Annotated in this window: 12 protein-coding genes; all 12 read left to right on the plus strand. The window is 33.3% G+C overall.

What is annotated here, in order from left to right; all coding sequences use genetic code 11:
* Positions 1-177 precede the first annotated feature (177 nt).
* The 12 genes from Q0845_RS08960 (at position 178) to Q0845_RS09015 (ending at position 14,825) form a co-directional block, all read left to right on the plus strand.
* Positions 178-3,477 (plus strand): amino acid adenylation domain-containing protein, encoded by a 3,300-nt coding sequence (locus tag Q0845_RS08960; RefSeq protein WP_298511906.1) that lies wholly within the window; start codon positions 178-180, stop codon positions 3,475-3,477.
* A gap of 15 nt (positions 3,478-3,492) precedes the next feature.
* Positions 3,493-4,404, plus strand: coding sequence for a cysteine synthase family protein (locus tag Q0845_RS08965; protein WP_298511909.1), 912 nt, complete (start codon positions 3,493-3,495; stop codon positions 4,402-4,404).
* 12 nt (positions 4,405-4,416) lie between these two features.
* Entirely contained in the window at positions 4,417-5,382 is a 966-nt protein-coding gene (locus Q0845_RS08970; protein WP_298511911.1) for a 2,3-diaminopropionate biosynthesis protein SbnB, read from the plus strand.
* A 13-nt stretch (positions 5,383-5,395) separates the two neighbouring features.
* Positions 5,396-6,241, plus strand: coding sequence for a hypothetical protein (locus Q0845_RS08975; RefSeq protein WP_298511913.1), 846 nt, complete (start codon positions 5,396-5,398; stop codon positions 6,239-6,241).
* The gene (locus Q0845_RS08980; protein ID WP_298511915.1) at positions 6,238-7,539 is read left to right on the plus strand and encodes a PLP-dependent aminotransferase family protein; all 1,302 of its coding nucleotides are present in this window, start codon (positions 6,238-6,240) and stop codon (positions 7,537-7,539) included. Before Q0845_RS08975 ends, Q0845_RS08980 begins: the two co-directional genes overlap by 4 nt.
* Positions 7,540-7,563: 24 nt before the next feature.
* The gene (locus Q0845_RS08985) at positions 7,564-8,487 is read left to right on the plus strand and encodes a hypothetical protein (protein WP_298511917.1); all 924 of its coding nucleotides are present in this window, start codon (positions 7,564-7,566) and stop codon (positions 8,485-8,487) included.
* A gap of 22 nt (positions 8,488-8,509) precedes the next feature.
* Complete coding sequence (locus Q0845_RS08990) at positions 8,510-9,817, plus strand: enoyl-CoA hydratase/isomerase family protein (RefSeq protein ID WP_298511918.1); 1,308 nt, start codon at positions 8,510-8,512, stop codon at positions 9,815-9,817.
* A gap of 49 nt (positions 9,818-9,866) precedes the next feature.
* Positions 9,867-10,595 carry an enoyl-CoA hydratase/isomerase family protein gene (locus tag Q0845_RS08995; protein ID WP_298511920.1) on the plus strand — a complete coding sequence of 243 codons (729 nt, stop codon included), beginning with the start codon at positions 9,867-9,869 and terminating at the stop codon, positions 10,593-10,595.
* A 15-nt stretch (positions 10,596-10,610) separates the two neighbouring features.
* Positions 10,611-11,663: a 3,5-dihydroxyphenylacetyl-CoA synthase DpgA gene (gene dpgA, locus Q0845_RS09000; RefSeq protein WP_298511923.1), complete on the plus strand. Its 1,053-nt coding sequence runs from the start codon at positions 10,611-10,613 to the stop codon at positions 11,661-11,663.
* A gap of 10 nt (positions 11,664-11,673) precedes the next feature.
* Entirely contained in the window at positions 11,674-12,378 is a 705-nt protein-coding gene (locus tag Q0845_RS09005) for an enoyl-CoA hydratase/isomerase family protein (protein WP_298511926.1), read from the plus strand.
* A gap of 224 nt (positions 12,379-12,602) precedes the next feature.
* Complete coding sequence (locus Q0845_RS09010; RefSeq protein WP_298511929.1) at positions 12,603-13,100, plus strand: hypothetical protein; 498 nt, start codon at positions 12,603-12,605, stop codon at positions 13,098-13,100.
* Positions 13,101-13,112: 12 nt separating this feature from the next.
* Entirely contained in the window at positions 13,113-14,825 is a 1,713-nt protein-coding gene (locus tag Q0845_RS09015; RefSeq protein ID WP_298511931.1) for a HAMP domain-containing sensor histidine kinase, read from the plus strand.
* Positions 14,826-14,829 lie beyond the last annotated feature (4 nt).

Here is a 14,829-nt window from a genome sequence, read left to right on the forward strand (position 1 = left end):
CAACAAATCGAATTTATCAGTAAAAAAACAATCAATTTAAGCTAGGATGTTACAGAAAAAATAAAACAAATAACAGGATTACAAATAAAATTAAAAAGATTCTACAGTACGCTAACTGTAGAAAGTATTGCAAAAGAAATACAAGAAGTTTCTAGGTAATACGCTAAGAATATAGTTATGATAGATTTTTTAAAAGAACTAAAGAAACAACACATAAGCATTGCAGTGGAGGGAGACGAATTACTCGTTTCTTTTCAAACCGATGAAATTGATCCTACAACAGTTCAAAACATAAGGGAAAATAAACAGGAACTTATTACATTCCTCAAAAAATATACGGTTGGGAAAGACAAAAACGCTATTCCTAAAACGCAAGCGCAAGAAAGTTATCCAATCTCAGATGCACAAAGACGTTTGTGGGTACTGTGTCAATTTGAAGAAGGTTTACGAGCCTACAATATGCCAATGCAAATTCATCTTGAAGGTGAATATGATTTTAAAATACTCATACAATCTATTGGTGCTTTAATTGAAAGACATGAAATATTAAGAACAAATTTTAGAGAAAATCATACTGGAGAAATTCGACAATGGATCAAGCCAATTGACAAAATAGAACTTCCATTCGATTTTGAAGATGTAAGAGGTCACAAGGATTCTGAAGCATATATGGATGAATATATCAAAAAGGATTCTTACGTTCCTTTTGACATAGAATACGGAATGCTTTTTAGAGGTCGTGTATTTCAAGTAACGGACTATTCATTCCAAATATGTCTCAATATGCACCATATTATCGGAGACGCATGGTCGGAAGTCATCTTTATGAAAGAGCTTGCAGTATTGTATAAAGACTTAGTATTTGGACAAGAGAATTCGTTAGAACCGCTAAAAATTCAATACAAAGACTATACAACTTGGCAGTTAAATCAGATTAACAAAGGTGTTTGGAAAAAGCAAGAAAACTATTGGTTAGAACATCTCTCTGGAAAATTACCAATATTAGACTTGCCTACAAATCAAATAAGACCCGCTGTTAGAAGCAGCACGGGAAGAACAATTAAAGCATTTATTCCTACTGAAATAACAAGCAAACTACGCGCGTTCGGATTGGATAATAAAGGAAGCTTATTTACGAGTATATTTTGTATTTGGTACCTAACATTTCATAAGTATACAAATGATAAAGACATTATTATAGCGTCTCCGCTTGCAGGACGTTTGCATCAAGGACTTGAAGATCAATTAGGATTCTATGCAAGTATGATTGCAATGCGAAACAAAATCGACGTAGAAGAAACATTCTTAGATTTTTACAAGAGAACTACCGATATTTTGTTGTCTTCTTTTGAAAATCAAATGTATCCTTTTGACAGACTTATCGAATCTTTGGATATGGTGCGTGACACCAGTAGAAATCCAGTGTATGATGTTATGATTTCGTTACTCAATGCTGGAGTAGGTCACAAAACAAGAAATGATAATTATGAAGAAATTGTAAAAGAATTTACGATTGAAGATAAAGGAGAATGTATGTCTAAATGGGACATGGAAATTGTCTATAGAGAATTAGACGGATTCCTTTTTTATGACTTTATTTTCAATCCAGATGTATACGAACAAGAACTTATAGAAAGCGTAATTCGCCATTACCATGAAATTATGATTTCTGTAATTAACAATCCGCATCAAAAAATAAAAGACATTGATTTCTTACTTCCTGCAGAGCGAGAAGAATTATTGGAATTCAATACAAATCATGTAGAAGAAACCAAACTAAAAGGATTTTCTACCATTCTAGAAGCATTTCAAGAGCAAGTTAATATTCGTCCAGAAGCAACTGCTTTAGTTTCAGGAGAATCATTAAGCTATGCAGAAGTAGCTGCACTGTCCAATCAATTTGCCAATTACCTGCGAAGTAATTATTCTATTGAAGAAAACACCATGATAGCCATGCAACTTCCAAGGAATAACTGGATGGTCATTATAATTCTTGGAATTATGAAATCGGGAGCTGCGTACATTCCTATGGCACTTGATTTGCCTAAAAAACGAAGCGAATACATTTTAGAAAACAGTGGATGTTCACTTTGTATTGATGTTACTGAATTAAATGTCTTCATAGAAAATCAATCGAAATACAGCGAAAAGGCACCTGAAATAACAATTTCTGCTGAACAACTAGCATATACAATATATACTTCTGGAACGACAGGAACTCCAAAAGGAGTCATGTTAAAGCATGAAAACCTGCTTAGTTTCCTACGAAATTTTGAAACCAACTTCCAATTTGAAAATGTTGATAAAATAGGAGCCACCACAAACTATACGTTCGATATTTCAATTCTTGAACTCTTAGGCGGACTTGCTTATGGGAAATCGATCAGTGTATTTACGGATGATGAAATTGCAGATCCGCATTTACTATTAGAGCGCATAGAAAACGATCAGCTTGACTTTTTACAACTGACACCTTCTCGATTGCGACAACTTACAGAAATCTCTCCGGTGTTGCCAAAAAGTTTAAAAACCTTGATGTTAGGAGGAGAATTGTTACCACAATCACTATTTGACAAACTTTGTGAACACAACGATCTTCATATAATTCATGTATACGGACCAACGGAAACTACAATTTGGAGTACAAGCAATGTTCAGAAAAAAGGAAGTAGAGTAGTACTTGGAAAACCACTATTTAACGAAGAAGTATACATACTTTCCGAAAACTTAAAACTAGTTCCACGCGGTGTTGTTGGTGAAATATGTATTGCTGGCGAAGGCTTAGCGAAAGGATACATTAATGATGAAGAAAAAACCAATGATAAATTCATTGATAATCCATTCAAAAAAGGCACTAAAATGTACCGTACAGGTGATTTAGGAAAATGGACAAGAAACAATGAATTAGAATTTATTGGCAGGAAAGACAGTCAGTTAAAACTACGAGGTTACCGAATAGAATTAAAAGAAATAGAGCGTTTGCTCATGAATCATTCTCTTGTAGATGAAGCCATTGTAGTAGCAGTTGAAAATGCTCGAAACGATGACAAACAATTGGTTGCGTATGTGGTTTTAACGAATGAAGCAGAAGAATTAGACTTAAAATCGTACCTAAAAGAATACTTGCCAAGTTACATGATTCCAGTACTATTTTCTGCAATTGATAAAATGCCATTAAACGCCAATGGTAAAATTGACAGAGTACAGCTTGCAAAAGCAACTGTTGAAGTAAAAAATGCAGTTTATGAAGCACCAAGAAATGAAATAGAAAAAAGCATTGCTCAAATTTGGGAAAAGACCTTAAACATTGAAAACATAGGAATCTCAGATAACTTTTTTAGTCTCGGAGGAAACTCAATCAATATGATAAGAGTCAAAAAAGAGATGAAAAAAGAATTAAAAATAGAGATGACGTTTGCGGAAATGTTCCATTACATAACCATAAAGGAAATATCAGATTTTGTTAAATCAAAATAAAGTAGTAGCTACAAGATGTTAGAAAAGTTAGAATTTTTAGAGAAAAGAATCGGGAATACACCATTGATTAAGCTTAGTTCAATGACGAATCTCTATGTGAAATTAGAATCGTACCAATTGGGACAAAGCATCAAAGTGCGTCCTGCGTTAGCCATTCTCAAAGAAGCCATAAAATCTGGTGTATTAAAAAAAGACAGTGTCGTTATAGAATCAACCTCTGGAAATTTCGGAATAGCACTTGCTATGTGTTGCAATCTATTATCCTTAAAATTTATCGCTGTAATTGATAAGAATACACCTGCCGAAAAGAAAAAAATGCTAAAGCTGTTAAAAGCAGAAGTTGTTCTTATTGACAAAAAAGATTCGCAAGGAGCTTATCTTTTAAATAGATTAGAATTTGTGAAGAACTACTTAGCTTCAAATGCTAATTGCTTTAATCCGAATCAATATTTAAACGCAAATAATCCAGGAAGTTATTATAAGAGTTTGGCACCTGAAATTTGTGGTGAAATGGAAAAACTAGACATCGTATTCATCGCGGTAAGTACAGGCGGTACTTTACACGGTTTATCCAAAGCATTACGCGAACATTATAAGGATATACAAATTGTTGGAGTAGATGTAAAAGGATCTCAGGTTTTTGCCGATGAAAAAATAGATAGAAAACTTTCCGGAATTGGCTCTAGTCAAAAATCTAACTTTTTAAAAGAATCGGATACTGACTTTGTAGATTTATTAACGGAAACACAAGTGATTCAAGGCTGTAATGACTTACTAAATTCAGAAATGATTTTTGCAGGAGCTTCTACAGGAGCAGCTTTTTATGCAGCAAGAAAATACATGTTGGAAAATCCAGATAAAGTTGGACTTTTTATCAGTCCTGATGGCGGACATTCGTACGTTGATAAAATTTATAACCTTAGTTAAAAAAGAAATAATATGAAATATATAGACGAAAAAGAATTATCACAAATTCCAATCAATTGGAATGATATGATTCAATCAATAAGTAAAGCAACAGACATTTTTGAGGCAGGAGATTTTGCACAACCTATAAAACCTTATTTAAGATATAAAGAACCTCAAAATAGAATCATTGCAATGCCTGCATATATAGGAGGAGAAATTAATACAGCAGGAATAAAATGGATTGCGAGTTTTCCAAACAACATTCACAAAAACATCAAACGTGCGCACTCAACAATTATTTTAAATGAAGCAGATACAGGAATTCCGTATGCCATTATAAATACAGCTAAAGTAAGTGGATATCGTACGGCAAGTGTTACAGGAGCTATCATTCAAAAATATGTAAAAGATGACGAACGCAAAGAAGAAGACAAATATACGGTAGGTATCATTGGGTTTGGTCCAATTGGTCAGTTGCACCTTGAAATGATAGAAGACATCATGGGACCAAAAGTAGCTCAATACTTATTGTTTGACCTCAATAAAGAGACTGCGAATCGAATTCCCGATTATTTAAAGGGAAAAACCAAAGTGGTTTCAACATGGGAAGAAGCGTACAGTACCGCAGATATTTTTTGTACATGTACCGTAAGTTCAGCTCCATACATTGACAAGAAACCAAAACCAGGCTCATTACACTTAAATGTTTCTTTGCGAGATTACAAAGCTAGCTGTCGTTCATTTTTTGATACAATCATTGTAGACGATTGGGATGAAGTGTGTAGAGAGAAAACAGATGTAGAAATGATGCACTTAGAAGAAGGTTTACAACGAGAAGATACAATTACCATTGGCGATTACATATTTGATAAAAAGAAAATAGATAAATCTAAAAATATCATGTTCAATCCAATGGGAATGGCGCTTTATGACATGGCCGTTGCCGAATACATTTATAACCTGTCTAACACCGTGAACGCAGGGAAAAGCCTTTAAAACCTATAAAACAATGAAAAAAAGCATCTTAATCATACTCTTAACTTGTATTGCAATCGTTTCTTGCGATAGTAAAAAACAAGTTAAAACGGAAAAAGAAACGAAGGTTGAAATAGCTCCGGAGCTTATAAAAAACTTAAAAGTTGATCATTTCAATCTTTGGACAAAAAAACCAGAGGAATTTAAAAAGAAACTCGTAAAAGCTGGGTTTACTGTCATTCCAGATTCGTTAAGACCACCACACGTAGGTCAAGGAACTCAAGGAAAATACATCAATTTTTTAAATATGTATTTTGAAATTATCTCAGTATATGATGAAGAAGAATTGATGGCAAATCAAAAGCAGAATCCGCTTCTTGATTTTGAAACCAGAAAAAATTATGAGAAGAATGGCGCTTCTCCTTTTAGTATTTCATTACAAATGAAAGCCTATGATGCTTCTAAAATTCCATTCGAAACGGTTAAATATCATCAATCATGGATGAGTTCTGATAGTGTAAATATTGAATCTGCAAAAAGTTCTAAAACTAACTTTTCAGAACCTTCTGTTTTTGTTGTGTATCCTGAAATAAGCTCAGATGACTTTGCTACGATTGAAGATTTAGTCAAAATTCCTGAAGAATATGCTATGTGGCGAGAATTCTTTAAGCATTCTAATGGCGCAAAAAGAGTCACAAATATGAAAGTGCATATGGTACGAAAACATGAAGTTTCAGATGTAATTCCTGTATTAAATGGGATAGAAGGTCTTCAAATCATAGATGATACAAGTCACTTCATAGAAGTTGATTTTGATCACAAGATTCAGAATATAAAACTAGATTTCAGACCAGATTTTCCAGTAATTATCAATTTATGATTAAAGACTACAACATAAACCAGAATTTAAGTGTAAACTTCAATAATGCAATTGGCTTCTTAAACGGAATTCAATTCAATTATCCTGAAGCGATCTCTTTTCTTGCTGGACAACCTGACGAAGATTATTTTAACATAGAAGCCAACATGCTTCAATTTAATAAGTTTGTTGAGTATCGATTGGTTAATTCTGAAAAAACCAGATTGCAAGTCATCAATGCGATTGGACAGTATAATAAGACCGCTGGTATTATCAACGACATCTTAGTCAAATACGTACACAAGGATTATAATATTACTGTTGATGAAAATGAAGTTCTTGTCACTGTTGGCGCACAGGAAGCTTTCGCAATAATTGTTTCAACAATATGTAATATTGATGAAGATATCATTCTTGTTGAAAATCCTGGTTATGTTGGATTAAGTTCTTTTGCAAAAATATATGACTATTCCATCAAAGGTATTGCTATCGATGAACAGGGAATCAACTTAGAAGCATTAGAAAAAACACTCATCTCATCAAACGAAGGTGACAAAAAGGTGAAATTGGTATATGTCATACCTGATCATCAAAATCCTTCGGGAGTAAGCATGCCAACAGAAAATAGGCTAAAATTGCTAGCATTAGCAGAACAATACAACTTCTTAATCGTAGAAGACAGTGTATATAACAATTTCAGCTATGAAGAAGCACAATTGCCTACGTTAAAATCGCTCGATACCTCCAATAGAGTAATTTACGTTGGTTCATTCTCAAAATCATTATTTCCAGGGTTAAGAATTGGGTTTATTCTTTCTGATCAGATTATTGAAAATAGCAATGGAGAAAACATTCCATTAATTCAAGAAATGACCAAAGTAAAATCGCAAACAACAAACAATACACCAAGCATTACGCAAGCAATATTAGGAGGAATTTTAGTAGATCTGGATTTCAGTTTAAGGGCGTACAATACAGAAAAACTTAAGAGTTATAAAAACAAGTTACAACTCATGTTATCCTGTCTTGATGAATATGTAGGGAATAAAACGTGGTCTGAAAATATTTTTTGGACCAAACCAAAAGGAGGTTTTTTTATAAAAATGAAACTCCCTTTTACCATAGATAAAAATGAAGTAATCAAATGTGCCAAAGAATACAACGTGCTATTTTGCCCGATGTCTTTCTTTTATCTAGATGATGGAGGCACGAATGAATTGCGGTTAACATTTTCCAATGTAGCACCTAAAGCAATCAGACAAGGAGTAAAAAACCTTTCAAACTATTTAAAAAATCAAATTGAACAAAGCAAGCATTAATAGCATAAAACAGTTTTATAATCCATGAATAAAAAGAAACATATAATTTCTCTAAAAGACATATCTCCTCAAGAAATGATGAAAATCGTAAACAGAGGTGTAGCATATGCAAATAATGAAGTAGAATTAGGACATCAGCTAAAAGGAAAAATTGTGGGTATATATTTCACAAAAATATCTACCAGAACAAGAACTTCCTTTTCAAGTGCAGCCCTTCGATTAGGAGCGCAAATAATTGCCTATGGTCCAAACGATTTGCAAATCAATACGGGAGAAAGTATAGAGGATACAAAAGAAGTCTTTTCTAGAATGTTAGATGGTTTGGTGGTAAGAACTGCGGGCGATCCAGCTTTATTAAGAACATTTGCTAGTCAAAGTAATATGTCGGTTGTAAATGCCATGACTGCAGACGAACACCCTACGCAAGCATTGGCCGATTTGACCACAATGAAACTGCATTTTGGAGAATTGCAAGGACTCAATATTGTATATCTTGGAGAAGGAAATAATACCACAACTGCATTAGCACTAGCAATTTCTAAACTTCACAAAATGAAGATTAGTTTCTTTACTCCTGCAAATTATAACATTGATCCTATGTTATTAAAATATGCACAAGAAGAAGCCGCTAAACGAAATACCATCATTGAAGAATTCCATGATTTAAAACACCTTCCAAGCGGAGCTGATATTGTATATACAACACGTTGGGAAACTACCGGATCTGTAAAAGCTGATCCAAACTGGAGAGAAATGTTTGAACCATTTACAATCACACAGGAGCTTATGGACAAATTTCCAGATGCAATTTTTATGCATGATCTTCCTGCACATAGAGGTGACGAAGTAGAAAGCTCGGTAATTGATGGAGATAAAAGTATTGTATTTAATCAAGCAGAAAACAAAGCACATAGCGCAAAAGCAGTGCTTGAATGGTGTATGCAATAAAGAATTAAAGATTTAGAATAATATGAATCACATTATACAAACTATAAAAAGTAAACTAGAGCTCATCAAAAAGCTTGCAGCGCTGTCTGATTGGATTGAAAATGAAGAACTAAAATTAGATGCTTCAAGCAATTCCGTAGACAAAAGTGTACACCGAGAATTACAATCCAAAATATCGTATTTACGTGGTTTAATTGTAAAAACTCATGGAGAAGAAATATATGAAAAGGCAACGGAAGGCTTCGAAAAAAACTATCGCATCGAACAACTTCTTGAGTTACTAGCAGAAACATATCCTGCGTTACTTCCTTCCAAAGAACAAGTAGCGGAAGACAGCAAGGTAAAGCTATCAATGAAAAAAGGGCACGAATTGAGCTATGGAACTGTTCTTTCGGAGTTTTTAAACATACCTGTAATTGCATATCATATCATGGAATCGATGCAACTTCCGATGGAAGAATCTATTTCGTATCAAAATCAATTCCTTACCGAAGGGAAAATTGAATTTCAAACAGTAACACTTGAAAGAGTGAATAATATAGGTTTCCTAACCTTAACAAACATTGATTGTTTAAATGCAGAAGATTTTACTCTAATGCATGAAATGGAATTAGCAGCCGATTTGATTTTATTAGATCCAAAGATCGATGTTGGTGTCATAAGAGGAGACGTAATGAATCATAAAAAATATAAAGGAAAACGTGTTTTCTGCTCTGGAGTCAACCTTACCAAACTCTACAACGGAGAACTACCGTATATGTTTTATGTGGCGCGTGAACTTGGTCTTATGAATAAAATATACCGTGGTCTTACATCTTTAGATGGAATAAAAGACGGTATCGAGAAACCTTGGATTAGTGTAGTAGATACACATGCTATTGGTGGAGGATGCCAAATTATGCTGATCTGTGATTATGTAATTGCTGCCGATGATGCATACGTTACAATTCCTGCTAGAACAGAAGGTTTCATTCCAGGATTAGCAAACCTAAGACTTAAAACATATACAGGGCATGTACTAGCTCGTAAAATGATCAATATGAATCATAAAGTACAAGCAAATACAACAGATGGAATGCTGCTAGTAGACGAAGTGCAACCTACTAAAGATATAGATACGGCTGTCTATAAAGTAGTGAATGAAATATCTCAAACGGGAATACAAGGAATGATCAGTAATAGAAAAGCATTTCGCATTGGTGCAGAACCATTAGAAACGTTTAGAAACTACATGGTGATGTTTAGCAAACAACAGGCACAATGTATGTTTGACAATGAAATTATTGAAAATCTTGAAAAATTTTGGGGAGAAAAACTTAAACGTAAATAATGCTATACAATAGAACTATAAATCTATACATAGTATAAACTATATGATGATGACTGAAAAAAGATATGACCGTTTTGTAAATGTTTCGATGGTTGAAGGGCATGATGAAATCAAAATTGTGCACTTAAACAGACCAGAAAAAGCAAACGCTTACAATGAAGAAATGATAAATGAACTAGAGGCAACTCTGAATGAAATTTATGATGATGATACTGTAGGAGCAATCATCTTAACGGGGAATGGAGAAAGTGCATTTTGTGCAGGAGCTGATAAAAATGAATTCTCAGGTAAAACTGCAGAAAACGGATTAAATCTAAAAAGTAGAATGCTTTTTGATAAGTTGGCAAACGCATCAAAAATAAGTATTGCAGCACTTAACGGAGCCGCAATAGGAGGCGGATTAGAACTTGCTTTAGCTTGCGATATGCGTGTTTGTGCTCCAAATGCTGAATTTGGTTTTCCTGAACTTGAATTAGGATTAACACCAGCAGCAGGAGGAATGCGAAGATTACCACCTGTAATTGGTCTTGGGAAAGCGAAAGAAATGATCTTCTTTGGCAAAAAACTCAATGCAGACGAAGCTGCGCAATGCCACTTAGTAAGTCATGTAGGTAACGATTTTATGGCCGTGGCTATAAAACATGCAGCACATGTTGCGCAATTAGATCCACTTGCAATTACGCTTGCTAAAAAAGTATTGCACAGTTTAAATCAGCAAAATAACGAAAGTCTTGAATCTGTTGTTCAAGCATTACTATACGAAAGAAAATTTAAATAAAAAATACAATACACATTGGAATCACAAACAAGATTATTAGGAATAGGAACTGCAAATCCAGGAAAATCTTACCAACAATCAGAAATAGCAGAAATGTTAGGGGTTATGGATACTAAAATTGCTAGAATTTTTAACAATTCACATATAAAAACCAGAAATGTATGCTTCACTGATTTCGATGAAAATGGAGCAGTGAAAGAAGAAACAAGTCTTGATCTTTGGAATAAACATCGAAAATATGCTGTTGAAACTGCAGAAAAAGCCATAGAAAACGCACTCGAAATTGCTGGTTTAACAGTCAATGATATTGACTATATCGCTTGTGTAACGTCTACAGGATTTTTATGCCCGGGATTAAGTGCTCATTTGATAAAAAATATGGGATTTAGACAAAATACCCAAAGAATAGATATTGTCGGAATGGGATGTAATGCAGGACTCAATGGAATGCAACCTGTTACGAACTTTTGCAAGTTACATCCAGAAAAATTTGGACTACTTGTCTGTTCTGAAGTCTGTTCAGCACTTTATGTAAAAGATGATACCATTGGAACAGCAGTCGTGAACTCACTATTTGGTGATGGTTCTACAGCAGCAGTATTTGGAAATAGATCAGAACTCAAAGAAGGAGTCGGTGCAGAAATATTAGCATTTGAATCTTTTATCATTCCTGATCATATAGATGCGATGCGATTTGATTTTAATGGAGACAAATATGAATTCTATCTAGATCGTCAAATCCCTTATGTTTTAGGAAACAATATTGAAAAACCTGTAAAAGCACTTTTAAAAAAGCACGGTTTAAAAATAAGAGACATTGATCATTGGGTTGTACATTCTGGTGGACGTAAGGTAATTGATTCTATCAAGTACAACTTAGATATATCTAGTCATGATGTCCGTCACACTATTGATGTGTTAAGAGAATACGGGAATCTGTCTTCGGGCGCATTCTTATTCTCGTACAAACGATTGATTGATGAAAATATAGCAAAAAAAGGCGATAACCTATTTATAATAACTATGGGACCTGGAACTACTGTAGAATGTTGTTTGGGGAAATTTTAAAAAAAAAGAAATGATAAACGTAAATATAAACGTCGAAACTCAACTTCTTACAATTAAAGAAGAAACAAACTTGACAATTGTTGAATTAGCAGAAACACAAGAAAGTATTGACAGAGATGCTTTCTTAAGTGAGTTAAGAATAGTAGCGGACTACTTAGAAGATGAATCAATTTCAAATGTAGTTGTCTTTAAAGGTTTATGCTTGGAAATGACTGGAGACACAGAAGTTCCTAGTTCAGACTTTTTTAGACGCTGGGAAAAAGTATTAAATCAATTAGAAAAACTACCCAAAGTATTAATTGCGGTACTAGATGGAACATGTGAAAACTTCTTAATGCAATTGGCATTATGTTGCGATTACAGAGTTGCTACTGAAAACACTACTTTTATTTCTTCTGAAATAAAAGTAGGATACTTGCCTGGAATTTCTACCCTTTACTTAACAAAATATGTAGGTATGGGATTGGCTAGGAGAACCATTTTAGCAGGAATTCCACTAAAAGCAGATAAAGCGTATGCAGAAGGACTAATCGATGAAATGTGCACAAAAGAACAGCTAAATGAAAAGGTATATGAATTTATAAAGTTAGTAACACCTAAAAGCATCAAAGCGTTTCAATTAGGCGCTAGATTATTAAGAGAATCTTATGCGAACTCTTATGAAACTGCATTAGGTCATTATTTAGCGGCACAAAATAAATGCATTGATAAATAAATTGAATCATCTTTACATAGCATTTGTCATATTAGCGTAATAGTTGATAAGTCTTATACAGACAACAGAAACGATTCAGGCTCAAAACACAGTTATAAAGAAATAATGAAAAACATATTTTCTTCTGTTTAAATAAAATAAAATAGTATAAGTGTTGAAAGTTAATTTTTATTTTTTAGCAAATAAAATATATATTAGAGGAAACTAACTCTAATATAACTACCATGGCAAGATCAAGTAGAGAATTGAAAAAAGGTACAGATTACAATGTTCAATTAACAGCTAAAGGCATTGGACCGCTATCAGATGAATTAATTGAAAAAGACTCTCTAGGACCATTCATGAGAATTAGTCAAATGAATGATAATGTCATTTATTTATACGCTTATTTTCATGAAAAAGTCAAGGAATTTCATTTCAAAATTACTGAAACTACAGATGATACCACGAGTGTTTTAGGAATTCTCTTGGATTCCTATGCGCTCAATATAGATGTAATAGAAAAGTTTGAAGAACCAACAACTCCTCAGAATTTATGGGCTTTTATTATTCAAACCAACGTTAGTATTAAAAATGAAAGAATCGTTAATTGTAATATTAATTTCAATTACAAATCTAAAGAAAACACAGACACACATACCAAATCATCACTTTTAGATCCAGTTGGAGTACCAAGGAGAGGAACGAAAGTAATCATCGCTAAACTTACAGATGAAGACTAGATGTTTTTGTGTATGAAAATTTCTAAATTTTATTTTCTAAGTTGTGCAATTTTGTTTTCAGTATCGGTTTTTACACAAAACACATATTCAGAAACATGGTTTGTAAATTGTTGTGAGTATTGCAAAGAAAATCCAAACGATCAAGGTAAAATCCAAACCGGAAACGAATATGCCTGGCACAATGCACATGTAAGTCTGTTAAAAAGAAATTATAAAAGAGCTAAAAAGTATATCTTAGAAGATAGGGAAACAAATGATTCACTCAAACAATTATTTGAAAATCACTTATTATATACTTTAGGAGTTGAAGAAGAGGCAAAACGTTATCTTTTAAGCCTTAGAAATACATCAAATCTTAATATAAAGCAGTTTGTTTTCAAGAATTTGGGAACTTGTTATTTGCGAAAACAGGAGTATGATTCTGCCAATTTTTATTTTGAAGAAGCTTTAAAAGTCCCTTTGCAACATTCGTATCAATTTAAAACTGAAATTGCAGAGAATCAAGCATATATCTTGGTCTTTAAAAAACAATATGCGCAAGCGAATGAAATATACCAAGAAATTGTAAAAACAAGTAAAAAGAAATTAGATACACATCAAATCGTAAAAACATATTCAAACATTGGTAACTCTTATTTTGAACAATATAAAGATGAGTTGGCCAAAACGTATTTTGACTCTGCGTATGTTTTTTCCAAACCACTCAAGGACTTAGAACTCAAAAGTACTATTGCCTACAACCTGTATTTATTGGCTGAGGTTTCAAAAACACATGAAAGTGCCATCCAATATTTTAAAGAGTATACCATGTTGAACGATTCGCTTCAAAAACAAAATATGCTTTGGCAAGTAGCACAAGAAAAAGAAGCGTTTAATATTGCCCAAAAGCAAGCAGAATTGGATCTGAAAACAGCACAACGAAATCTATTTATGGTAATTTCTGTTGGAATTCTTCTAGTATTATTAATTGGTTTCATTTTCTACAGAAAGTTGATAAAGCAAAACAAAAAGATCAAAAAACTAAATCATGAATTGAATGAGACAAATACTGTAAAAAATCAGTTGTTCACAATCATTGCGCATGATTTACGAAGTCCCGTAGCACGCTTGAAACAATTATTTCAATTGCGAACTATCAAACAAGATGCAGATGGAGTTTTGTCAGATAAAAAAGTTTCTAAAATTGTAGACTCACTAAGTTTATTGTTAGATAACTTATTGAGTTGGTCACTGAGTCAGTCAGATTTACTCATGGTACAAAAAGAATGGTTTCCGCTATGGCAAATCATTCATCAAATAGAATTGCAATACCAATCTTTAATTGATGAAAAAAGCATTCAATTCTCTGTAGATATCCAAAAAACGATACTCGTGTATGGTGATATGGAAATTTTTAAAATTGTGATTCGAAACTGTTTAGACAACGCGATCAAATTCACACCCAAAAACGGAAAAATCGTCATTTCAGGAACCGTCAATAACGAATCATTTGCAGTATACATTACAGATTCAGGCATTGGAATTCCTGAAAAAGTACTCAAAACCATCTTTGACATAAAAAACAATAAATCTCAAGAAGATACTACGGGAAGAAAAAGTTCTGGTTTAGGTTTAATGCTTACCAAATCAATGATTCAGCTCAACGGTGGCAGTATTCAAATTAAATCGAATCCAAAAGGAGGAACCATTGTAAACATTTCATTGCCTTACAAAAACGTAGCATAAACAA

It is taken from the genome of uncultured Kordia sp. (assembly GCF_947489565.1).
Classification (GTDB): Bacteria; Bacteroidota; Bacteroidia; order Flavobacteriales; family Flavobacteriaceae; genus Kordia.

What these genes read in the sequence shown, in the direction of transcription:
- Q0845_RS08960 (WP_298511906.1), top strand. Translation starts at nt 178, where the DNA reads ATGATAGATTTTTTAAAAGAACTAAAGAAACAACACATAAGCATTGCA.
- Q0845_RS08965 (WP_298511909.1), top strand. Translation starts at nt 3,493, where the DNA reads ATGTTAGAAAAGTTAGAATTTTTAGAGAAAAGAATCGGGAATACACCA.
- Q0845_RS08970 (WP_298511911.1), top strand. Translation starts at nt 4,417, where the DNA reads ATGAAATATATAGACGAAAAAGAATTATCACAAATTCCAATCAATTGG.
- Q0845_RS08975 (WP_298511913.1), top strand. Translation starts at nt 5,396, where the DNA reads ATGAAAAAAAGCATCTTAATCATACTCTTAACTTGTATTGCAATCGTT.
- Q0845_RS08980 (WP_298511915.1), top strand. Translation starts at nt 6,238, where the DNA reads ATGATTAAAGACTACAACATAAACCAGAATTTAAGTGTAAACTTCAAT.
- Q0845_RS08985 (WP_298511917.1), top strand. Translation starts at nt 7,564, where the DNA reads ATGAATAAAAAGAAACATATAATTTCTCTAAAAGACATATCTCCTCAA.
- Q0845_RS08990 (WP_298511918.1), top strand. Translation starts at nt 8,510, where the DNA reads ATGAATCACATTATACAAACTATAAAAAGTAAACTAGAGCTCATCAAA.
- Q0845_RS08995 (WP_298511920.1), top strand. Translation starts at nt 9,867, where the DNA reads ATGACTGAAAAAAGATATGACCGTTTTGTAAATGTTTCGATGGTTGAA.
- Q0845_RS09005 (WP_298511926.1), top strand. Translation starts at nt 11,674, where the DNA reads ATGATAAACGTAAATATAAACGTCGAAACTCAACTTCTTACAATTAAA.
- Q0845_RS09010 (WP_298511929.1), top strand. Translation starts at nt 12,603, where the DNA reads ATGGCAAGATCAAGTAGAGAATTGAAAAAAGGTACAGATTACAATGTT.
- Q0845_RS09015 (WP_298511931.1), top strand. Translation starts at nt 13,113, where the DNA reads ATGAAAATTTCTAAATTTTATTTTCTAAGTTGTGCAATTTTGTTTTCA.